This is a genomic window from Knoellia koreensis, assembly GCF_013041615.1.
In the GTDB taxonomy this organism is placed as follows: Bacteria; Actinomycetota; Actinomycetes; order Actinomycetales; family Dermatophilaceae; genus Pedococcus; species Pedococcus koreensis.
Map to the genome: position 1 here is coordinate 262,826 of NZ_JABEPQ010000005.1, position 21,815 is coordinate 284,640.

Genomic DNA, 21,815 nt, shown 5'->3' on the forward strand with positions numbered 1-21,815 from the left:
CGGTGTAGTCAGGCGGCCAGCAGCCAGCTCGCCCCGAGGGCCAGGCACGCGGCATTCACGGCAAGGAAGAGCCCGACCCACACGACGCCGGGCACGCGGGTGAGGCCGGCGAGCTGGTCGGCGTCCGACCCGCGCGCGCCTCCTCGTCGACGCTCACTCTGGAGCTCCCACGGCGGGCGCACGGCCGCGAGCAGGAGGAACCACGTGATGACGTATGCCACCGTCGACTGGGTCTGCCCGGTCGCGTACCACGAGACAAGGAACAGCGGCACGCCCGTCGCCACCAGAAGCCACAACCCGTAGAAGTTGCGAATCTGCAGCAACAGCAACGCCATCGCGAGCAGGAGCACCCACAGAACGGCCACGGCATACCCTCGGGAGAGCAGCCACGCGGCACCCAGCCCGATGAGCGCAGGGCCGGGGTAGCCGGCCGCCAACGTCAACACCATGCCCGGACCCGTCCGCGGACCGCGAGACACGGTGAGTCCCGAGCTGTCGGAGTGCAGCCGGATGCCGCTCAGCCGACGCCCCGACACCAGCGCCGCCACACCGTGCGCGCCCTCGTGCGCGATCGTCACGAGGCGGCGCGTGACCGGCCAGACGCCACCGACGACCACGAGCGCCGCGGCGAGGGCGGCTGCGACGAGCACGACACCGGTCGCCGGACGTGCCTGCGTCGTCGTCACCGCCGCCCACACCTCGCGCACCGCATCCACGTCGGCAGGCTAGAGGGCCGACCTGTGTCGGTCAGCGCCCGTCCTGACCCAGCCGCACGGCATACACGTATGCCGTCGTGTCGGCTGCGCCACGGCAGGTGAGCTGTGCGGGCGGCTGGGTCGAACGGGTGACGGTCACGACGGTGCGCGGCGGCGACGCGCCACGCCCCATGACCTCGACCACCCACTCGTCGGGCCCGGTCTGGTCGACGCGACCCGGGGTCACGTCGTCGGGCGCTCCCGGACCATGGCTGCGCAGGACGGCAGCGAGCGCGTTCTGCACCACCGGCGGGTGCGCTGAAAACCCGCGCAGGTGAACGGGATCCACGTGCCCGGCCAGGTGTCGGTCGACGACCTGGACAGCCGACTCCGGGTCCAGGCCGCCGTAGACCGTGCCGTCCGGCACGACGAGCAGGTTGGCAGCGAACCGGTCGCCACCGATGTGCGAGCACTCCCAGGTGCGCTCCGGCCACCGTCGGGCCAGGGCCTCCGCGACGGGACGGCCGCGGATGGCGCAGCAGGCGTCGTGGCGCCCGTGGGTGCAGACGAGCAGCAGCGGGTATGCCGCCTGGTCGGGTTCGCCCTGCGCGTCACCGCTCGTGGGAGCAGGACCCGCGCGCAGCACGCGGGCTGCCTCCGTCAGGTCGTCGGCATCGCGCCACCAGCCCCACTGCTGGGCGCCCCCGTGGTCCACCACACCCCACCGCCGAGGTGCATCCTTCGGCTGGCGCCCGGGACGACGGATGAGGACGACCCGTCCGCGCACGGACAGCGCTGCCTGCTCGAGCTCTTGCGCCGCACCCGGTGGGAAGTCGGGGCTGTCGAGGGCCGCTCGCGCCCAGCCCGCGGGGTACTCGACCAGCAGCCAGCGACGGCCGGGAGCCGCCGTACCGAGCATCGGGTCGCGGCGCTCGCGCGCAGCGGTGGCGCACCGGAACGCTGGCTCCGTCCCAGCCTCCTGTCCAGCAGTCACCTCGCTCACGACCCGAGTCCATCACGGCCGGCTGGTGACGCCGACAGCGAGCCGACCCGGCGTCGCGGTCGCATCAGTCGGCGTGGTCGGAGCCGGAGGTCAGGCCGGGACGACGACGCCACTGGTGAGCAAGGTCCGGGCGAGCTCGATGCCGAGGTCGCCGGCGCGCGCACGACCGGTGTCGAGCAGGGCTCCGACCGAGGCGAGGTCTGCGTGTTCCACCGGCACGACGCCGGTGCGGCTGCGTATGACCGTGCGGCCGCCGGCCACGGGTTCGAGCCGTGCCGCGACGTGGTCACGCAGGGCGAGCTCGGTGTCGTCGGTCAGGGCCCGGGCCGCCTCCGCCTGCGCCAGGGGGGCCAGTGGCGCCGGACGCTGCGCCGCTCGCGCCTGGGCGGCCAGAGCGGCCGCGAGGTCGGTCGCGTCGACGGCCTGGATCGCCTCGACCAGCGCGGCGCGCACCTGCTCCACGTCGTCGGCACCGGCACCATCACGCACGAGGTCGACGCCGACAGGCAGCGAACCGCGCAGCCCCGGTCCGCGGCTGGCAGCGCGCACCGCGGTCTCGACGAGGCGGTCGGCGACGTGCCGGCGGGTCCAGGAGTGGACACCAATGGTCAGGTGGATGCTGGTGCCGCCGAGCGCCGTCGCCGAGTGCAGCCAGCCGCGCGGCAGGTAGAGACAGTCGCCGGGACGGAACGTCTCCTCGATGACCGGCGCCTCCCGGGCTGCGGCCTCGACCGCGGCCCGGTGGTCGGTCCACGGTTCGTCCCGCAGGGGCAGCTCGTGGACGGGACGGCGGATGCGCCAACGCTTCTCGCCCGCGATCTGCAGGACGAACACGTCATGCACGTCGTAGTGGTCCGCGAAGCCCGTGCTCTGGGGTGGGGTGATGTAGGCGTTGACCTGCACGGGGTGACCGAGCTCAGCCGCGAGCCGCTGTGAGAACTCCAGCACCGGACCCCACGTGCGGTGCAAACCCTGGAGCACCAGCGTCGAGCCCTCGGCAAAGTGCCGAAGCACCGCGTCGTCACTGGCCTGGTCGGCGATGGCGGCGCCGATGCCGCCACCGCGGGTGAAGCTGCGGTCGGGCAGCGTCGTGCCGTCCTTGGCCATGCGCAGGAACGGCGTGCGCAGACCGCGGCCCGCGACGAGCTCGTCGACGGCATCCGCCGAGAAGAGGTCGTCGAATCCCGCTGCCCCACCGAGCTCATCGGCGCGGCTGAGGAGCGGTTCACGCGACCAGATCCGGTCGGCGAACTCCTCGCCGTCGACCCGGACCAGTCGCGACAGCACCGGGCGCCCGCCGTCGACGGCAGGCACCCGGTGCTCAGGTGTGGCGGTTGACGTCACAGGCCCTGGTCGTTGCCCGTGCCGCTGCTCGACTCGCTGCCACTGTCGGAGTCAGCGCTCGAGCCGCTGTCGCCGTAGCCGCTGCCCGAGCCGGAGTCACCGCTCGAACCGGAGTCGCCGTAGCCGCTGTCCGAGCCGGAGTCACCGCTCGAACCGCTGTCGCCGTAGCCGCCGGCGCCACCATCGGCACCGCCGTCCTGGCCACCGGAACCGCCCGCGCCACCAGCTCCACCGTCAGCGCCGCCATCGGCACCGCCGTCGTGACCACCGGGGTTCGCGCCGCCATCCGCGGTGCCCTCACCACCGGAGCCGTCCGAGCCACCGGAACCGCCCGCGCCACCAGCTCCACCGTCAGCGCCGCCATCGGCACCGCCGTCGTGACCACCGGGGTTCGCGCCGCCATCCGCGGTGCCCTCACCACCGGAGCCATCGGCGCCACCGGCACCGCCGCCAGCACCACCATCGGCACCGCCGTCGTATCCACCGGTGTTGGCGCCGCCGTCGGCCACGCCCTCGCCGCTCTGCTCCGGGTCAAGACCGGGCGTCGTCGGAGTCTCGCTCATCCTTGTCTCCCTTGTGTCTGAGCAGCGCGTACGTCACGCCGCCTCCCTTTCCTATTCCCTCCCGCGGCGACTCGCATCCTGAGCGAGCCATTGGCGCAGGTCAGGCGCAGATTTCACCGAGTCGACCGGCCCCGGTCGGCCGCGCACCCGGGCGTTCACCCGGGGCGCCCGGCCGACCACGCGGCATACCCGGACTGCCGTGTCTGGCAAAGGTAAGGACTTGGCATGGGCATCCCCACGAACCCTGTCGCGGCCCGGCACCGCGCTCCTAGGGTGCGAAGGCCCCGCCCGGGGCGAAGCACGCATCGACGCAGCAGCAGGGAGATGTCAATGGCGATGACCCGGATGTTCGGAGTGACGGCGATCCTGGGGGTCGCGGCCGCACTCACCGTGGCGGCCGCACCAGCACAGGCCGCGAACTCCTATGTGGCACTAGGCGACTCGTACTCCTCGGGCACGGGGACCCGCACCTACATCAACGACGGGACGAGCTGCCAGCGCTCTGTCTACGCCTACCCCTCGCTCGTCGCGAGCTCGAAGGGGCTGCCGCTGAACTTCCGCGCCTGCTCCGGCGCCAAGGTCGCGGACGTGACCAACACCCAGCTGTCCGCGCTCACCTCCGCCACGACGCACGTCACGATCTCGGTGGGCGGCAACGACGCCGGCTTTGCCGACGTGATCACCGAGTGCGCGCAGCCGGGCTGGATGAGCGACTGCAACGGAGCCATCAACACCGCCCAGGGCATCATCAACAACACGCTGCCCGGCCGGCTGTCGACGCTGTACTCCTCGATCCGCAGCCGCGCGCCCTACGCGAAGGTCGTCGTCGTCGGCTACCCACGCATCTTCATGGGCGAGGACTGCAACGCGTTCACCTGGTTCTCCCCCGACGAGGAGAGCCGCCTCAACCAGACCGCCGACCTGCTCAACAGCAAGATCTCGGCGGCCGCGTCGGCGCGCGGATTCACGTTCAGCAACCCCACGAGCCGGTTCATCGGGCACGCCGTCTGCGACAGTCCCGAGTGGATCAACGGCCTGTCCAACCCGGTCAGCGAGAGCTACCACCCGAACGTCGCCGGGCACCGGGACGGCTACGCGCCGCTCGTCGCGCCGGCCCTCACCGGGACGGCGCTCACGGTGAACGCTGCGACGCTGCGCAAGGCCGAGCGGGCCGGCGCCGGCCAGGCCGCCAAGCAGCGTCAGTATGCCGCGGCCGACCGCACCATCTCGCCCGAGGTCTTCCGCGCGCCGGACCTCACGACCCCGCGGGCCAAGGCCGCCGCTGCGAAGGCCGGCGTCGACCTGTCGAGCCGCGCCAGCATCGACGCGGCCGACCGTCAGTGGTCGGCCCGCCAGGCCAAGGCGCAGGCGGAGCTCGCCACCCGCTGAGCCCCATTCCGTAAAACGGGGGTTGCGTGCATGAAACAAGGGTCAGGAAGCCCCGTTTCATGCACGCAACCCCCGTTTTGCGCGAACGTCACCGAAGGGTAAGGCCGTGGCCGAAGGGGAACAGAGGGTCGTCGTAGCCCGGGACGTCCTCGGCGTGACGGCGCACCTGCTCCATGGACCGCGGCAGGTCGAACGGCAGCTTGCCGACCGGCGCGATCGTGCCGGTGAGTGCGTCCACGAGGGCGTGGTCGTTGGTGCCGTAGCTGCCGACCACTGCCGAGGCGAATGGCAGCAGCGGGGTCAGCACGGCGGGCCGGTCGAGCACGACGTCGACGACCAGGGGACAGGCTGCGGCGATGCGCGCGAGCCGCGAGACCAGCCCCGGCTGGAAGTCGAGCGAGCCCTGGTGGAACCACGACTCGAGGAACAGGTCGGACCGCGGGTCGAACGGCGCGAGCAGCCGCACCACCGCGACGTCGGCGTCCTCTGGCCGGTCGACGACCTCGCCCAGACCGGCTGCCGCCTCGGGCGCGAGGTTCTCGACGTAGACCCGGCGACGGGCACCCTCCCCAGTCGCGGCCGCGGGCGCGAGCGGCAGCACCGGCGCGAGCCCGTCCGTTCCGTTCTGGAGCACGGTCACGGACTTGGCCTGCGCGGCATACCCGGCGTCGCGAAAGTCCTTGCGCCCCACGGTGACTGCGGCCGCTTCCTCGTCGACATAGGGGTTGTCGAAGAGACCGAGGCGGAACTTCACCGCGAGCAGGCGGGCGGCCGACTCGTCGATCCGCGCCTCGCTGACCCGACCGTCGCGCACGAGGTCGAGCAGCAGCTCGACCGACTCCTCGCCACCGAACTGGTCGGTGCCGGCCTCGATAATCCGCTGCACCCGCTCGTGCGGGGTCAGGTGTTCGACACCCCATGCGCGGGCTGGCAGCACCTGGTCGCCGACATGGTTGTCGTTGACGAGCTCCCAGTCGCTGAGGACGACGCCGTCGAAGCCGAGCTTCTCGCGCAGCAGACCGGTCACGATCTGCTTGTTGTAGCCGAAGCCGACCTCCTCGATCTTCTCGCCGTCGATCTCGAGGTCGATGGGCATGCCGTAGTAGGGCATGATCGCCGCCGTCCCGGCCTCGATGACCGGCGGGAACGGCTTGAGGTGGTCGGCGAACCGGTCACCCGGGTAGACCTGCTCGCGACCGTAGGGGAAGTGCGCGTCCTCGCCGTCCTTCTGCGGCCCGCCGCCGGGGAAGTGCTTGCTGACACACGCGACGGAGTCCGCGCCGAGCGAGTCCCCTTGAAAGCCAAGGAGATAGGCGACGCCGAGCTCGGTCACGAGGTCGGGGTCCTGCCCGAAGGTGCCGGACTGGCGCGCCCAGCGGGGCTCGGTGGCCAGGTCGAGGGTCGGGTGCAGCGACATCCGGATGCCGACCGCGACGTACTCCTGCCGCGCGATGTCGCCGAACTCCCGCACGAGGTCGGCGTCACGCAGCGCCGCGAGCCCGAGCGCCTCCGGCCACTGCGAGAAGGCCTTGGCGGCAAAAGACGCCCCCGCGTTCTCGATGAACGCGTGCCGCGGGTCGGTCGAGATGGTGACCGGTATGCCGTGGGGTGACTGCTCGGCGATCGCCTGCAGTGCGTTGTACCACCGGGCCGCCATGCGGGCGTCGTCGAGCGCATGGACGTTGAAGTGGTTGAGGTGCTTGCCCAGCACGACCTCGCTCGTGGGCGACTTGCTGATCGCGCCCGGCGCCTCCTTGACCGTGCCATCGGCGCCCGCCTCGATGACCGTGTGGAACATCAGACCGACCTTCTCCTCCAAGGACAAACGCGGCAGCAGGTCGGCCACCCTCTCCTCGACGGTCAGCCGCGGGTCCTCGAACGGGTCCATGACACCGTTGCCGTTGAGGTCCCGGTACTCCACGCCCTCCGGCGAGGTCTTGCGCGCGGGCTGCATCTCTCCCTTTCGGTCCACTGCCCCTGGCTCGGTTGGTGAAGCGGGTGCGCCCCCGGATCAGGGGGGTTCTGGGGGCGCACCCAGCTGGGCGGGTCTCAGACGGGCCCGGCGCCGAACTCTTCCACACCAATCACCGGGCGCAGCGCGCGCTCAGCGTCCCGCGTGGCGAAGGCGCGCCGAATCACGTTGTCGCCCATGACGTTTCCGATCGCGCCCATGACCATCGCCTGGTCAAGCGACAGGTAGCGCCGCGCGATCTGGCCGGACTTCACCGCCACTGCGTCGAAGAAGCCGCCGCGCCCGTAGGCGCCGAGCTCGTCCTCGATGCCGACGAGGTTGGCGTACGCCTCCTGCGGCTCATGCATGAGCGCGAGGAACGACGCGTGTGGCGTCACCACGCCGTCACCGAAGGTCGGCGTCGGGTTGGTGGCGGGGCGGCAGTCACCGAACCCGATGTCGTAGTTGGTCATCTCCTGGTCGGAGAAGTAGCCGTTGCCGGGGTTGCCCGGCTCGTTGCCGGGGCCCATGCCGAGCGCGTCGACGCCGTACTCGCGGTATCCCCCGGCGGGGTTGCTCGACGGCGAGAAGCCCCAGTAGCCGTACTTGGCCTCGAGCAGCCCGTGCTCGCGCTGCGCCCGCACGTGGAGCGGGTGGTTGACGCCCCAGGACCGCGGCGCCCAGCTCGCCTCGGGCACGAACATGTCGGGCATGAGCTCCTCGAACATCGAGCCACCCCAGCCGGGCACGATCTTCATGCCGCGGTAGACGTACGCACCCTCGTAGACCTCGATGCCGTAGTAGGTGCGGTTCTCCCCCACCGGCTGGCTCTCGTGCCACGACCAGTCGCAGCTGGCCGGGAAGGTCCGCCACATCCCGAAGTACTGCTTGCCCGGGATCTGGCCGGTGATGATGCCGAGGTAGCTCGTGATCCGCGTCTCCGACACCGTCGTGTCGTAGTGGTGGGTCGTGAGCCAGACGTCCTCGCCGCCGATGTGCGTGCCGCGGTAGACGCCACCGGGACGGTTGTGGTCGTAGGGGAAGAAGCCGCCGTGGATCAGGCCACCGGGGCGCACCGGGTGGGCCGGGTCATCGCCGGGGTTGTAGAACGCGTCCCACCGCATCCGCTCGAAGATCCGCTTGGCGTGCACGCCGGCGGCGGTGTCGGCGCCCATGACGACGCGCAGCGCGGCACCGAGCCAGCCGTTGTCGACGCTGGAGCAGAACGGGTAGACCTTGTCGCCGCTGCCCGGCCAGGTGCGCAGCGCCTCACCCGTGGCCTCGTCGTACCAGTTGTAGTACATGCCGCTGGGGGTGTGGTGCTCCATCCGCTCGACCGTGCGCAGCGTCTGCAGCAGCCGACGCGTGCACTCACCGCGGCTGATGATGCCGAGCTCGCGCGCCACGATCGCCGACCACAGGTAGCCGCCGATGTTCGTCGGCGACGTGTAACCCGAACGGTCCTGTGCCGCAAGGGATTCGGGGATGTTGTCAGCGGGCAGGCCGGTCTTCGGGTCGGTCATCGCGACGAGGCTGCGCCACGTGTCGGTGGCCCACCGGCGCACCCGACTGGACTCCACGGCATACCCCTGACTGCCCTTGAGGTATGCCGGTGGGCTGGCGAGCGTGGACGCGCTCGCCGCCCGTGGGGTGGCGAGGCCGACGGCCGCTGCGGCTGAGGCTCCGACGAGGAGCTGGCGGCGGGTGGGCGCGGGGAGGGATGAGGGGACGGACAGGTGGGGGGCCATGGGTGAGTCTCCGATCTGGTGCGACAGGTGCGGTTTCACTTGATGCCGGTGGTGGCGATTCCCTCGATGAAGCGACGCTGGAAGGCGAGGAAGATCGCGAGGACGGGGATGACGACGACGGTCGCGCCGGCCAGCAGCAGGCCGTACTGCGTCGAGTTCTGCCCCTTGGAGTAGAGCGCCAGCGCGACGGGGAGCGTGTACTTGCTCTCCTCCTGCGCGACGACGAGGGGCCACAGGAAGTTGTTCCACGAGCCGAGGAACGTGAGGATCCCCAGCGTTGCCAGTGCAGGCCCGCACAGTGGCAGGAAGATCCGCGCGAAGATGCGCAGCTCGCTCGCGCCGTCGACCCGGCCCGCGTCGAGCAGGTCCCGTGGCAGCCCGCTGATGTACTGCCGCATGAGGAACACCCCGAAGGGGCTCACGAGGAACGGCAGGATCAGGCCGGGCAGGCTGTTGGCGAGCCCGACGTTGGTGACGAGGACGAACAACGGCACGAACGTCACGACGCCCGGGATGAGCAGCGTGCCCATCACGACGAGGAACAGCGTGCGCCGCCCGGGGAAGTCCAGCATCGCCAGGGCGTAGCCGACCATCGAGCAGAACAGGAGGTTGCCCGCGGTCACGGCGACGGCGACGATCGTGGAGTTGACGAAGTACTGCGAGAAGTTGAGCCGGGAGAACAGCCGCGTGTAGTTGTCGAGCGTCGCGGTCTGCGGCCACCACGTCGGCGGCGTCTGGAGCAGCTCGCCCTGGGTCTTGAAGCTGCCGAGCACCATCCACACGAACGGTGCGATGACCGCGAGCAGGACGATGGTCAGGACGGCATACAGCCACCACTGGGAACGGGTGCGAGTCATGGAAGTCTCACGTCCTCAGGTGTTCTCGCGCAGCAGCCGGAACTGGATGGCGGTCACGATCGCGACGATGACGAAGATGATGTAGCTCATCGCCGACGCGAGCCCGTAGTTGCCGAAGCCGAACTGCTTGTACGTGTACATGGACATCGAGATGGTGCTGTTGAGCGGCCCGCCGTTGGTCATGACGAACGGCTCCTCGAAGAACTGCAGGTAGCCGATCGCGGTGGTCACCGACACGAACAGCAGCGTGGGGCGCAGCAGCGGCAGGGTGATGTGCCGGAACCGCTGCCACGCACCGGCGCCGTCGATCGCGGCCGCCTCGTGCAGCATCCACGGCACCGCCTGGAGCCCGGCGAGGAAGATGATCATGCCGGTGCCGAAGTTGCGCCACGACGCCATGAGGATGAGGCCGGGCATGGCCCAGTTGGGGTCGCCGAGCCAGTTGGGTCCGTCGATGCCGACCCAGCCGAGCACCGTGTTGATGAGGCCGTAGTCGCGCTCGAGCAGGAACCGCCACACGACGGCCACCGCCACGATCGAGGTGATGACCGGCGTGTAGAACCCGAGGCGAAACAGCCCACGCAGCTTGGTGATTCCCTTGTCCAGGGCCACCGCCGCCGCCAGCGCCATCGCCATGGTGAGCGGCACGCCCACCACGACGAAGTAGGCCGTGTTGAGCATCGACTTGCGGAAGATCGGGTCCGAGAACGCCTTGGTGAAGTTGTCGAGCCCGACGATGTCCACCGCGAACGGTGTGCGCAGGTCGCGCGACCGGGTGTCGGTGAAGCTCATGAACAGCGACTGGATCACCGGCCACGCCGTGAAGACGAGGAACAGCAGGCAGAACGGCAGCGCGAGCGTCCACGCCGCCAGGCCCTGGCGCCGGCGGCTGGCACCGGCGCCGGGGTTGGACGCCGGCCGGGTGTCCCCACCCTTCCCCCGGGGCGACGAGCCGCGGCCCGTCGCCCCGGAGGGGGTCACCTCGGTGGTGGAGGACATCGTTACTGCCCGGTGCCGACCGACTCGGCCTGCTGCTGGGCGCTCTTGAGCGCAGCCGCGGGGTCGGCGCCCTGCTTGGTCACCTTCTCCATCTCGGTGTCGAAGCCAGCCACGGCCTGCTCCCAGGTGGGGAAGCTCGGCGGCGCCTGCGCGGTCTCCAGTGCGGTGCCGAACTTCTTCAGCTTCGGGTCGCCGGACAGCGCCGGGTCGTCCCACGCCGACTTCACCGACGGCAGGTCGGTGGACATGCCGTACCACTTGGCCTGCACCTTGGGGTCACTCAGCCACTGCACGAGCTTCCATGCGCTGTCGCGGTTCTTCGACTTCTTGAAGACGGCGAAGTTCGAGCCACCGACGAAGGAGGACGAGGTCGTCTTGGCCGGCACGGGCATGACGTCGTACTGGTCCTTCTTGACGCCGACCTTCTCGACGGCGGACATCATCCACGGGCCCGAGATGAACATCGGCACACGCCCGCTCTTGAAGTCCGGCTCCGTCGTCGGCTGGGCCGGGGCGGCCTTGTCGGAGATGCCGTCGGTGAAGTAGCTCTGGTAGTACTTCACGGCCTCGAGCATCTCCGGGCTGTCGAAGTTGTATGCCTTGCCGTCGTCCTTGGTGAGCTTCGCCCCGTCGGACCACGCAAACGGCATGATCGACTGCCACGAGCCCTGGCCACCGGCCTGGAAGCCCATGCCGAACTTCGCTCCGGCCTTGTCCTGCATGGCCTTTGCCATCGACTTGAGGCCCTCCCAGTCCTTGGGGGCCTCGGTGACTCCGGCCTTCTTCGCCAGGTCGGTGCGGTAGAAGATGAGCCGCGTCTCGACGTACCACGGCACGCCGTAGTTGGTGCCGTTCACCTCGTTGGTCTTCTGCGCGCCCTCGAAGTAGGCCGAGGTGTCGATCGACGGCGGCACCGGGTCGAGCGCGTCGAGCCCGGCGAACTCGCCCATCCAGGTGCTGCCGACCATGGCGGCGTCCGGCGTCGTGCCAGCGGTGATCGCGGTCGTGAACTTGTCGTGGGCCGAGTCCCACGGGATGGCGGTGACGTTGACCTTGACGCCGGGGTTGGCCGCCTCGAAGTCCTTCATGAGGTCGGGCAGGATGTCGCCCTCGTTGCCCATCGCCCAGACGGTGAGCGTGCCGGTGGCCTTGCCGCTGGAGATGTCCTTGGCGGTCTCGCTGCTGCCGGCACCGCCGCCGTTGTCGCGACCGCACGCGCTCAGGGCGAGCGCAGCGGCCGTCAGGGTCGCCACCGCTGCTGCGGATGTGCGTCTCATCGGGTGTCTCTCTTTCCTTGGGGGGCTGGGGTGGGATGGTCGGTATGCCGCGTGCTCACCTCGAGCGCGGGGCCGTGGGTCGGTCAGGCGAGCGGGTCGGGCGTGCAGCCGCACGAGGCCCGCAGCACCAGCTGGGTGGGCAGGACCTGGGTCTCGTCGACGATGTCTGCGCTGGTGATTCGGGCGTGAAGTCGTTCTGCCGCAAGGGCTCCCAGCTCGCGGACCGGCTGTCGCACAGTGGTGAGGCCGGGCTCGACGTACCTCGCGGTCATCACGTCGTCCCAGCCGACGACGGCCAGGTCGTCCGGAACGGTGCGCCCGCCCTGGCGCAGCCGCTTCATGACGGCGAGGGCGAGCTCGTCGTTGGCGCAGACGAGCGCGTCGGTCGTGAGTTCGCCGGCCAGGACGCGGTCGGCCAGCTCGGCACCGGCGCTCTCGCGCAGGTCGGTGCGCACGGGTGCGGCCGCGGTGAGGCGAAGGTCCTCGTGGGCGGCGACGAACCCGGCATACCGGTCCCTGATGTCGGGACCGGAGTCGGGGTCACCGGCGAAGACGAGGCGCCGACGCCCGTGGGCGAGGACGTGCGCAGTGAGCGCCTTGGCGCTGGCGGCGTTCTCGGTCGTGATGGCCTCGACGTCGGGCTTGGCCTCGCCGGCGATGACGACGACCGGCTTGCTGCCGGCAAGTGTCTCCGGGACGGAGTCGGGGATGGCAGCCGAGGCGAGCAGCGCGATGCCGTCGACGCGGGTGGCGAGGCTGCGCACCGCACGGCCGACGTCGTCCTTGCCCTCGGCGAGCATGAGGACGACGCTCTGGCCGAGCTCTGCTGCGCGGGACTCGAAACCCATGAGCAGCTCGGAGTAGTAGGGACCGGAGAGCTCGGGCAGCAGGAGCCCGTGCGCCTCGTGGTGGCGGACGGCGAGGCTGCGGGCGGCGCCGAGCGGCATGTAGCGCAGCTCCTCGACGGCGGTCATGACCCGCTGCCGGGTCTTCGCGGAGACCTTGTCCGAGCCCTGCAGCACCCGGGAGACGGTGGCGATCGAGACACCGGCGCGCTCGGCGACGGAGTAGATCGTCGCCCCGCCCTTCTGCCCCTGGGTGCCCGCCATGGCCAGCCGCCTCTCGTCTTTGAAAGCGCTTACATCTAGTGCGGTTCCCCACCGTGCCACAGCGACGCGGGGTCGCGCAAGGGCACGACAAGACCCTCGTTGCACGGCATACGTCGGTTCATCAGCCCGAGGTATGCCGCGTAGTGCGGGTTTTGCGGGAGTGTCGCCTCAGTCGGCGAGCAGCACCTGGGCGAGCGGGGCGTCCACCACGAGGCCCTGGACGAGGCCGCCCTCGAGAGCGGCCTTCACAGCCGGTGCCTTGGCCTCACCCGAGACCACCGCGATCACCTCGCGGAACCCACTCAGGACCTGCGGGTCGATGGTCATGAGGCGCGCAGCGACCTTGGGGCGCAACGGCTTTCCGCTCTTGTCGAAGAACACGCCGGCGAGCTCGCCGACGACTCCGGCGCGGGTCAGCTCGGCCTGCTCGTCGGCGTCGAGCAGGTCGTGGATGGTCGACTCCCCCGGCGCCCAGAGGCCGATGCCGACGACCGCGTGGGTCACCCGGGCCGCGGCCTCGAGGCCCTGGCTGACCGCCGGCTGGCGACGCAGGGCGTCGGCGCTGGCCTTGGTGTCGAGGACGAACGGCGCGTAGAAGACGTGCGCCCTGCCGCCGGAGAGACGGGCCGCGCGGCGGACGATGTCGACGGCGCTGCTGTCGAAGTCCGGCAGCGCGATCGCACCGGTCAGCTGCACCACCTCGGTGCGCGGCAACCGGGCGAGCGCGCCCACCATGGCGTGGACGTTGCGCGACCACGGCAGGCCGAGCACGTCGCCGTCGGTGAGCACCTCGGCGAGCAGGTCGGCAGCGGCGCGTCCGAGCTGGGCCCGCACGGCTCCGGCGTCCTGGTCGGCCGTCTCGACGACGACGGCGTGGCCCAGGCCGTAGCGCTCCTGGAGCTGCGCCGAGAGGTCGACGTCCAGCGCCCCTTGGCGCACGATCTCGATGCGCACCAGGCCTCGTTCGCGGGCGGCCTCGAGCAGCCGGGCGACCTTGAACCTGCTGATGCCGAGCTCGTCGGCGATCTCGACCTTGGACCGGTTCTGCAGGTAGTGCCGGCGCGCCACGGCTGCCTGGAGCACCAGCTCGGCAGGGCCTTCGTCGATCACGGACCACCTTCTCGGCGTTGACAGCGCCACCCGGCACCGATTTACTCGAACTACTCGTTTGCGCATGGTGGCGCTCATATGAGCACCGTGTCAAGCGCAGCACATCGGGCGCCGTCACTGGCGACGGAGGAGGACGCGTGCGAACCACGAAGATCGCGGTGCTGGCGGCGACGACAGCCGGCGCGCTCGCACTCACCGGCTGCGCCGGGTGGGGCGGCGGAGCCGGGGGCGGCGGCTCGGACAGCATCAACGTGCTGATGGTGAACAACCCGCAGATGGTCGACCTGCAGCAGCTGACCGCCGACAACTTCACCAAGGAGACCGGCATCAAGGTCAACTTCACCGTGCTGCCCGAGAACGACGTGCGCGACAAGATCAGCCAGGAGTTCTCCAGCCAGTCCGGCCAGTACGACGTGGCCTCGCTGTCGAACTTCGAGATCCCGATCTACGCCAAGGCCAAGTGGATCGCGCCACTCGACGACTACATCGCCCAGGACAGCGAGTTCGACCAGTCCGACATCCTGAAGCCGATGACGACCTCGCTGTCGAGCGAGGGCAAGGTCTACGGCGAGCCCTTCTACGGCGAGTCCTCGTTCCTCATGTACCGCAAGGACGTCCTGGCGGCCAAGGGCATCACGATGCCGGCCAAGCCGACGTGGCAGCAGGTCGCCGACATCGCCGCCAAGGTCGACGGGGCCGAGCCGGGCATGAAGGGCATCTGCCTGCGCGGCCAGCCCGGCTGGGGCCAGCTCTTCGCACCCCTCACCACCGTCGTCAACACCTTCGGTGGCACGTGGTTCAACCAGGACTGGACACCGGGTGTCAACGCTCCGGAGTTCAAGGAGGCCACCAACTTCTACGTGGACCTCGTCCGCAAGCACGGCGAGAAGGGCGCACCGCAGGCCGGCTTCACCGAGTGCCTCAACAACCTCATCCAGGGCAACGTCGCCATGTGGTACGACGCCACCTCGGCCGCCGGGTCGCTCGAGGCCGACGGGTCGAAGTTCAAGGGCAAGTTCGGCTACGCACCGGCGCCGGTCGTCAAGACCGACTCCGCCGGCTGGCTCTACGCCTGGTCGTGGTCGATCCAACAGGCCAGCACCAAGAAGGACAACGCCTGGAAGTTCATCTCCTGGGCCAGCGGCAAGAAGTACGAGGAGCTCGTCGGCAGCCAGCTCGGGTGGACCAAGGTGCCGGCCGGCAAGCGGGCCTCCACCTACGAGAACGCCGACTACCTCAAGGTCGCCTCAGCCTTCGCCGAACCCACCAAGGCCGCGATCGAGGCCGCCGACCCCGAGAACCCCGGCGTCCAGCCCCGACCCGCCATCGGCATCCAGTTCGTCGACATCCCCGAGTTCCCCGACCTCGGCACCCAGGTGAGCCAGGACGTCAGCTCCGCCATCGCCGGGAAGACCACCGTCGACGAGGCACTCGACAAGGGGCAGAAGCTCGCCGAGGACGTCGCCGAGCGCTACCAGAAGAGGAAGGACCAGTGATGGCTGCCGACACCTCGGTCTCGCCGGAGCCGGCGGCCGCCCGCGAGCCGGCCACGCGGCATACCCCGTCTCCTGCCCTGCGCAAGGCCGGCGACTGGTCGCGGCGCGCACCCCTCCTGCCCGCGTTGATCTTCGTGATCCTCATGACCCAGCTGCCCTTCCTCGCAACGCTGGTCATCTCCTTCATGAACTGGAATGCGTACTACCCGGACGAGCGAGGGTTCGCCGGGTTCGACAACTTCGTGCGCGTCTTCACCGACACCAACACGAGGAACGCCGTGTGGGTGACGATCCTGCTCACCGTCAGCGTCGTCTTCGTGAGCCTCGTGCTCGGCCTGCTGATCGCGTTGCTGCTCGACCGCAAGTTCCGCGGGCAGGGCATCGTGCGCACGCTGATGATCACGCCGTTCCTGATCGTCCCGGTGGCCGCCGCGCTGCTGTGGAAGCACGCGCTCTACAACCCCGAGTACGGCCTGTTCAACGGGCTGCTGCGGGCGGTCTTCGGCGAGAACGCGCCGCAGCCGGACTGGATCACCAACAACCCGCTCATCGCGATCATCGCCGCGCTGGTGTGGCAGTGGACACCGTTCATGATGCTGATCCTGTTGGCAGGCTTGCAATCTCGCCCGCTCGACGTCGTCGAGGCGGCACGGATCGACGGCGCCAGCTCGTGGCAGATCTTCACCAACATGACGCTGCCGCACCTGCGCCAGTACATCGAGCTGTCCGCACTGCTCGGCGCGATCTACGTCGTGCAGAACTTCGACGCCGTCTTCACCATCACCTCCGGTGGCCTCGGCACGGCCAACCTGCCGTACTTCATCTACCAGACCTTCTACACCGCCCAGGACTACGGCCGGGCGTCCGCCGCCGGCGTCGTCGTCGTCATCGGCACCATCATCATCGCCACGCTGGCGCTGCGGTCCGCGTTCAGCCTGTTCAAGGAGGAGGGACGATGAGCACCGCCGCCCAGTCCGAGACCGAGGGCACGCCCACCGGGTCGGCCCGCCGCTCCGGCACGGTGCCGGGATCCGGTCCCACACAGGAGATCCGGCACGCCAAGCCGCCGCGCAGCGGGGTGCTGCTCACCGCCGCCGCCTGGGTGGTCGGCATCCTGTTCGCGCTGCCCGTGCTGTGGATGATCCTCACGTCGTTCCACAGCGAGGAGGACGCGGCCAAGAACCCGCCGGACGTCTTCGCGCCGTTGTCGCTCGACGGCTACCGCGCGTTCTTCGACGCGGGTCCGTGGCCGCCGCTGCTCAACTCGCTCACGGCCAGCGTGATCTCCACGGCGCTCGTGCTGCTGCTGGCGTTCCCCGCGGCCTACGCCCTGTCGATCCGCCCGGTGAAGAAGTGGACGGACGTCCTCTTCTTCTTCCTGTCGACCAAGATGCTGCCCATCGTCGCGGGCATCCTGCCGCTCTACCTGTTCGCGCAGAAGGTCGGCATCCTCGACAACATCTGGTGGCTGATCCTGCTCTACACGTCGATGAACCTGCCCATCGCCGTGTGGATGCTGCGCTCGTTCCTCGCCGAGGTGCCGGTCGAGATGCTCGAGGCCGCCTCGGTCGACGGTGCCTCCCTCACCCGGACGCTGCGTGACATCGTGGCCCCGGTCGTCATGCCGGGCATCGCGGCGGCTGCGCTGATCTGCTTCATCTTCAGCTGGAACGAGCTGCTGCTCGCCCGCGTCCTCACCGGCACGGTGGCAGGGACCGCCCCGGTGTTCTTGACTGGGTTCGTGACCTCCCAGGGCCTGTTCCTCGCCAAGGTGTGCGCGGCCTCGTTCGTCGTGTCGCTGCCGGTGCTGGCCGCGGGCTTCGCGGCCCAGGACAAGCTGGTGCAGGGCCTGTCGATGGGTGCCGTCAAGTGAGCGAAGGAGCCGACGAGAGTATGCCGCCGTCCCCGGCGGGCGCGAAGGCTGGCCCCCGCGCCGCACCAGTTCCGTTGTCCGACAAGACCATCGGTGACCTCGACGCGCGAGTGGCCGTCCCGGCATACGACCGCTCGAAGCTGGCGGCGAGCATCGTCCACTTCGGGGTCGGCGGGTTCCACCGGGCACACGAGGCGATGTACCTGGACGCGCTGATGAACCAAGGGGAGGCACTCGACTGGGCCCTGTGCGGGGTCGGCGCCCTCCCCCACGACCGGCGCATTATCGACACCCTCCGGGCGCAGGACGGCCTCTACACACTGGTGGTCAAGCACCCGGACGGGCGGCTCGAGCCGCGGGTCATCGGCAGCATCGCCGAGGTGATGTTCGCCCCCGACGACCCCGGCGCGGTCGTGGACCGGCTGACCGACGAGCGCACCCGCATCGTGTCGTTGACGATCACCGAGGGCGGTTACCTCGTCAACCAGGTGACCGGTGAGTTCGACGCGAAGGACCCGTCGATCCAGGCCGACTTGGCCGCCGACTTCACGGGTGGCGACTCTCCCACAACGGTTTTCGGGTTCATCGTGGCCGCACTCGACCGGCGCCGGCGTCAGGGGCGGGCACCGTTCACGGTGATGAGCTGCGACAACCTGCCCGACAACGGCGACGTCGCGAAGCGGATGATGACGGCGTTCGCCCGGCTCAAGGATCCCGAGCTCGCCGACTGGATGGAGTCGTACGTGCCGTTCCCCAACTGCATGGTCGACCGCATCACACCGGTGACCACGCCCGAGGACATCGCGCGGCTGGCCGAGGAGTTCGGGGTCGAGGACGGCTGGCCGGTGGTCTGCGAGCCATTCACGCAGTGGGTGCTGGAGGACGCCTTCGGGGAGGCCGGTCGCCCGCCGTTCGAGGACGCCGGCGTGCAGCTCGTCGACGACGTCGTGCCCTACGAGCTGATGAAGCTGCGGCTGCTCAACGCGAGCCACCAGGCCCTGGCCTACCTCGGCTACCTGTCGGGGTACCGCTATGCGCACGAAGTGGCCCAGGACCCGCTGTTCGCCACGTTCCTGCTCGCCTACATGGAACGCGAGGGGTCACCGACGCTGCCGGAGGTGCCGGGTGTCGACCTCGACGGATACCGACGCCAGCTGGTCGAGCGCTTCGCCAACCCCGAGGTGCGCGACACGCTCGCGCGGCTGTGCGCGGAGTCCTCCGACCGCATCCCGAAATGGCTCGTCCCGGTGATCAGGGAGAACCTGCGCACCGGTGGCGAGATCGAGCTCAGTGCGCTCGTGGTCGCCTCGTGGGCGAGGTATGCCGAGGGCGTGGACGAGCAGGGCAACGCCATCGACGTGGTCGACCGGTTGAAGGACAAGGTGATGGCCGCAGCTGCCGCCCAGAAGGACGACCCCTTGGCCTTCCTGCGCGACCGCGACCTGTTCGGCGACCTGGCCGACGTCGAACGGTTCACCACGGCATACCTCGCGGCGCTGAAAAGCCTGCACGAGAAGGGCGCCCGTGAAACGCTCGAGGCGTGGAGCAACCAGACCAGGTGAGCAACGACCCACAGGCGCCCCGACTCGTCGCCGGCGTCGACTCCTCGACGCAGTCCTGCAAGGTGGTGGTCGTCGATGCCGCGACCGGGGAGGTGGTGCGCACCGGCCGCGCCGCACACCCCGACGGCACGTCGGTCGACCCCGCCCGGTGGTGGGACGCCTACCTCGAGGCGACCAAGGACGGCCTGCTCGACGGGGTACAGGCGATCGCCGTGGGCGGCCAGCAGCACGGCATGGTGGCGCTCGACGAGTCCGGCGAGGTGATCCGGGATGCGTTGCTGTGGAACGACACCCGCTCCGCGCAGGCCGCCCGTGACCTCACCGACGAGCTCGGCGGCGTCAGCGCGTGGGTCGACGCGGTGGGCATGTCGCCACTGCCGAGCTTCACCATCACCAAGGTGCGCTGGCTCGCCGAGCACGAACCGGACAACGCCGCCCGCGTCGCCGACGTGGTGCTGCCGCACGACTGGCTGACCGGGCAGATCCTGAAGCAGGGCAACGGGTTCGAGCGCTGGGTGACCGATCGCAGTGACGCGTCGGGCACGTGCTACTTCGACTCGGTGGGCAACGCCTACCGGTCAGACCTGCAACGGATGGCGCTCGGCCGCGAGTTCGGGGTGCCGCACGTGGTGGGCCCGCACGAGGTCGCCGGCCGGACGGAGGCCGGCCTGGTGGTGGGCCCGGGGGCCGGTGACAACGCCGGGGCCGCGCTCGGGCTGGGGCTGCAGCGCGGTGACGTGGTGGTGTCGCTGGGGACCAGCGGTGCGGTCTTCGCCGACGCCGCGGAGCCGGTGCGCGACGAGCGCGGGCTGATCGCGTCGTTCGCCAGCGCCTCGGGAGCGCACCTGCCGCTCATGGCAACCCTCAACGCGGCGCGGGTCCTCACTGCCGCCGCCCAGCTGCTCGGCACCGACCTGGCCGGACTGGACCGGCTCGCTCTCGCGGCCGAGGCGGGTGCTGGCGGGCTGACCCTGCTGCCCTACCTCGACGGTGAGCGCAGCCCCAACCTCCCCGACGCCACCGGCACTCTCGGCGGGCTGACGCGCACCAACGCGACCCCCGAGAACCTCGCCCGCGCCGCCGTCGAGGGCATGCTCGCCAACCTCGTGGCCGGGGTCGACGACCTGCGCCACCTCGGGCTGCCCGTCGAGCGCGTGGTCCTCATCGGTGGGGCGTCCGCGTCAGCGGCCGTGCGGGCGGTGGCGCCGGGCCTGTTCGGGGTGCCGGTGGTCGTCCCCGCTCCGGGCGAGTACGTCGGGCTCGGCGCAGCGCGCCAGGCGGCCTGGGTGCTGTCGGGCGCGGACGAGCCGCCCGACTGGTCGGTCGCCGACGAGGCCACCCTCGACCCGCCGAAAGGCGACGCCGCGCAGGGGGGAGCCGAGGTCCTGGCCCGTTACGCCACCCTCCGCGACACCCTCCACCGTCGGTAAGTCACCCAAATGGAAGATCGTTGACGTCAGCGCGCCGTGCTCAGACGTGAACTTTGGGGAGATGTTCGTCCTGCTGTGGAAGGTTCCCGGCACTGGCGAAGTTTGGCCCAAAGTTCGCGTGGCGGCGCGCGGCGAGGCGGTCGGCGACCACGAGGACCACGAGGGCACCGAGGGCGAGCGCCGCACCGTCCCACAGGGTCGAGGCGTACCCAAGCCCGGCGGTGATGGTGAGGCCACCGAGCCAGGCACCCGCGGCGTTGCCGACGTTGAAGGCAGCGATGTTGGCGCCACTGGCCAGCGTTGGCGCCGACCCGGCGTACCGCATGATCCGCATCTGGAGTCCGGGCACGGTCGCGAAGCCGAACCCACCCATCAGCACGAGCGACACCACCGCCATGACCGGCGACGACGCCGTGAGCGCGAAGACGGTCATGGCCACCGTGAGGGCCGCGAGCACGACGGTGAGGGTCACGGGCACCGACCGGTCGGCCGCCTTGCCCCCCGCCCAGTTGCCGGCGAACATGCCAAGGCCGAAGAGCACCAGCAGCCACGGGACCGTCGCGCTGGCAAAGCCGGAGACCGCGGTGAGCGTGTAGGCGCTGTAGGTGAACGCACCGAACATGCCGCCGAACCCGAGCACCGTCACGAGCAGCGACAGCCACACCTGACCGGACCGGAAGGCCCCGACCTCACCGCGCAGCCCGGCGCCGTTGCGGTCCGCCGGCTGTGACGGGACGAGGGTCGCCATGCCGACGAGGGCGAGGATGCCGATGCCGGTGATGGCCCAGAACGTCGAGCGCCACCCGAGCTGTTGCCCGAGCAGGGTGCCGAAGGGGACGCCGAGCACGTTGGCCGTCGTGAGCCCGCCGAACATCATGGCGATGGCGCCGGCTTTGCGTTCGGGCGCAACGAGATTCGCGGCGACGACGGCACCGATGCCGAAGAAGGCACCGTGGGTGAGGGCGGCGAGGATGCGTCCGAGGAGCATGACCTCGTAGGTGGGGGCGATGGCCGAGACGAGGTTGCCGGCGATGAACAGCACCATGAGTGCGGTGAGGACGTGCTTGCGGTTGAAGCGCGTGACCGCCGCGGTGAGGCCGATCGCGCCGACGGCCACGCTGAGCGCGTAGCCCGAGATCAGCCAGCCCGCCGCGGCCTCGTCGACGCGGAAGTCGGTGGCCACCTCGGGGAGCAGCCCGGCGATGACGAACTCGGTGAGTCCGATGCCGAAGCCCCCGAGGGCGAGGGCGAGGAGTCCGAGTGGCATGACGTGTCCTTGGGTGGTGGGTGGAGTTTTCCTGAGCCGGTATGCCGCGTGTGCAACTATCGGCGCGGACTCAAGTTAGTTGCACGCGCGGGTTATTGCAAATGCGGGCTATGATGGTGGGGTATGACTGCGGAAGGACCAC

The 21,815-nt window shown here is 70.1% G+C and carries 18 protein-coding genes; 6 read left to right on the forward strand and 12 right to left on the reverse strand.

The features are described 5' to 3' along the window. Positions 1 to 8: 8 nt before the first annotated feature. From HJG52_RS18575 to HJG52_RS18590, 4 genes are all read right to left on the reverse strand, one after another. Positions 9 to 716 carry a M50 family metallopeptidase gene (locus HJG52_RS18575; RefSeq protein WP_346767840.1) on the reverse strand — a complete coding sequence of 236 codons (708 nt, stop codon included), beginning with the start codon at positions 714 to 716 and terminating at the stop codon, positions 9 to 11. 31 nt (positions 717 to 747) lie between these two features. After that, complete coding sequence (locus tag HJG52_RS18580) at positions 748 to 1,698, reverse strand: sucrase ferredoxin (RefSeq protein WP_206071103.1); 951 nt, start codon at positions 1,696 to 1,698, stop codon at positions 748 to 750. Between the two features lie 90 nt (positions 1,699 to 1,788). Continuing rightward, entirely contained in the window at positions 1,789 to 3,042 is a 1,254-nt protein-coding gene (locus HJG52_RS18585) for a JmjC domain-containing protein (protein ID WP_171245113.1), read from the reverse strand. Next, positions 3,039 to 3,605, reverse strand: coding sequence for a hypothetical protein (locus HJG52_RS18590; protein WP_171245114.1), 567 nt, complete (start codon positions 3,603 to 3,605; stop codon positions 3,039 to 3,041). The genes HJG52_RS18585 and HJG52_RS18590 overlap by 4 nt, the downstream gene beginning before the upstream one ends. 330 nt (positions 3,606 to 3,935) lie before the next feature. Here HJG52_RS18590 and HJG52_RS18595 point away from each other — a divergent pair, with 330 nt between their 5' ends. Next, entirely contained in the window at positions 3,936 to 4,994 is a 1,059-nt protein-coding gene (locus HJG52_RS18595) for an SGNH/GDSL hydrolase family protein (protein ID WP_206071105.1), read from the forward strand. An 88-nt stretch (positions 4,995 to 5,082) separates the two neighbouring features. Here the strand turns inward: HJG52_RS18595 and HJG52_RS18600 are convergent, their stop codons facing one another. From HJG52_RS18600 to HJG52_RS18630, 7 genes are all read right to left on the reverse strand, one after another. Further along, on the reverse strand, positions 5,083 to 6,948 hold the full coding sequence (locus HJG52_RS18600) for a glycoside hydrolase family 3 protein (RefSeq protein ID WP_171245163.1): 1,866 nt from the start codon (positions 6,946 to 6,948) through the stop codon (positions 5,083 to 5,085). 95 nt (positions 6,949 to 7,043) lie between these two features. After that, positions 7,044 to 8,693: a glucoamylase family protein gene (locus HJG52_RS18605; protein WP_171245115.1), complete on the reverse strand. Its 1,650-nt coding sequence runs from the start codon at positions 8,691 to 8,693 to the stop codon at positions 7,044 to 7,046. Positions 8,694 to 8,728: 35 nt separating this feature from the next. Beyond that, positions 8,729 to 9,550 carry a carbohydrate ABC transporter permease gene (locus HJG52_RS18610; protein WP_171245116.1) on the reverse strand — a complete coding sequence of 274 codons (822 nt, stop codon included), beginning with the start codon at positions 9,548 to 9,550 and terminating at the stop codon, positions 8,729 to 8,731. Between the two features lie 15 nt (positions 9,551 to 9,565). Then, a complete protein-coding gene (locus tag HJG52_RS18615) occupies positions 9,566 to 10,549 on the reverse strand; it encodes a carbohydrate ABC transporter permease (protein WP_171245117.1) in 984 nt (327 codons plus the stop codon). Positions 10,550 to 10,551: 2 nt separating this feature from the next. Then, positions 10,552 to 11,826, reverse strand: a complete 1,275-nt coding sequence (locus HJG52_RS18620) for a sugar ABC transporter substrate-binding protein (RefSeq protein WP_171245118.1) — start codon at positions 11,824 to 11,826, stop codon at positions 10,552 to 10,554. Positions 11,827 to 11,909: 83 nt separating this feature from the next. Beyond that, positions 11,910 to 12,935 (reverse strand): LacI family DNA-binding transcriptional regulator, encoded by a 1,026-nt coding sequence (locus tag HJG52_RS18625; protein ID WP_171245119.1) that lies wholly within the window; start codon positions 12,933 to 12,935, stop codon positions 11,910 to 11,912. 168 nt (positions 12,936 to 13,103) lie between these two features. Further along, the gene (locus tag HJG52_RS18630) at positions 13,104 to 14,045 is read right to left on the reverse strand and encodes a sugar-binding domain-containing protein (protein WP_171245120.1); all 942 of its coding nucleotides are present in this window, start codon (positions 14,043 to 14,045) and stop codon (positions 13,104 to 13,106) included. Positions 14,046 to 14,182: 137 nt separating this feature from the next. Here HJG52_RS18630 and HJG52_RS18635 point away from each other — a divergent pair, with 137 nt between their 5' ends. Genes HJG52_RS18635 through HJG52_RS18655 form a run of 5 tightly spaced genes read left to right on the forward strand, consistent with a single transcriptional unit; the run spans position 14,183 to position 20,406 of the window. Further along, positions 14,183 to 15,541: an extracellular solute-binding protein gene (locus HJG52_RS18635; RefSeq protein WP_171245121.1), complete on the forward strand. Its 1,359-nt coding sequence runs from the start codon at positions 14,183 to 14,185 to the stop codon at positions 15,539 to 15,541. Beyond that, positions 15,541 to 16,500 carry a carbohydrate ABC transporter permease gene (locus tag HJG52_RS18640; protein ID WP_171245122.1) on the forward strand — a complete coding sequence of 320 codons (960 nt, stop codon included), beginning with the start codon at positions 15,541 to 15,543 and terminating at the stop codon, positions 16,498 to 16,500. Before HJG52_RS18635 ends, HJG52_RS18640 begins: the two co-directional genes overlap by 1 nt. Continuing rightward, the gene (locus HJG52_RS18645) at positions 16,497 to 17,414 is read left to right on the forward strand and encodes a carbohydrate ABC transporter permease (protein ID WP_171245123.1); all 918 of its coding nucleotides are present in this window, start codon (positions 16,497 to 16,499) and stop codon (positions 17,412 to 17,414) included. Before HJG52_RS18640 ends, HJG52_RS18645 begins: the two co-directional genes overlap by 4 nt. Before the next feature lie 20 nt (positions 17,415 to 17,434). Further along, complete coding sequence (locus HJG52_RS18650; protein ID WP_171245124.1) at positions 17,435 to 18,976, forward strand: mannitol dehydrogenase family protein; 1,542 nt, start codon at positions 17,435 to 17,437, stop codon at positions 18,974 to 18,976. After that, positions 18,955 to 20,406: an FGGY family carbohydrate kinase gene (locus HJG52_RS18655; RefSeq protein ID WP_346767841.1), complete on the forward strand. Its 1,452-nt coding sequence runs from the start codon at positions 18,955 to 18,957 to the stop codon at positions 20,404 to 20,406. Before HJG52_RS18650 ends, HJG52_RS18655 begins: the two co-directional genes overlap by 22 nt. A gap of 40 nt (positions 20,407 to 20,446) precedes the next feature. On the opposite strand, the gene HJG52_RS18660 is transcribed toward HJG52_RS18655, so the two are convergent. Beyond that, entirely contained in the window at positions 20,447 to 21,673 is a 1,227-nt protein-coding gene (locus HJG52_RS18660; protein ID WP_171245125.1) for an MFS transporter, read from the reverse strand. Positions 21,674 to 21,815: the final 142 nt, after the last annotated feature.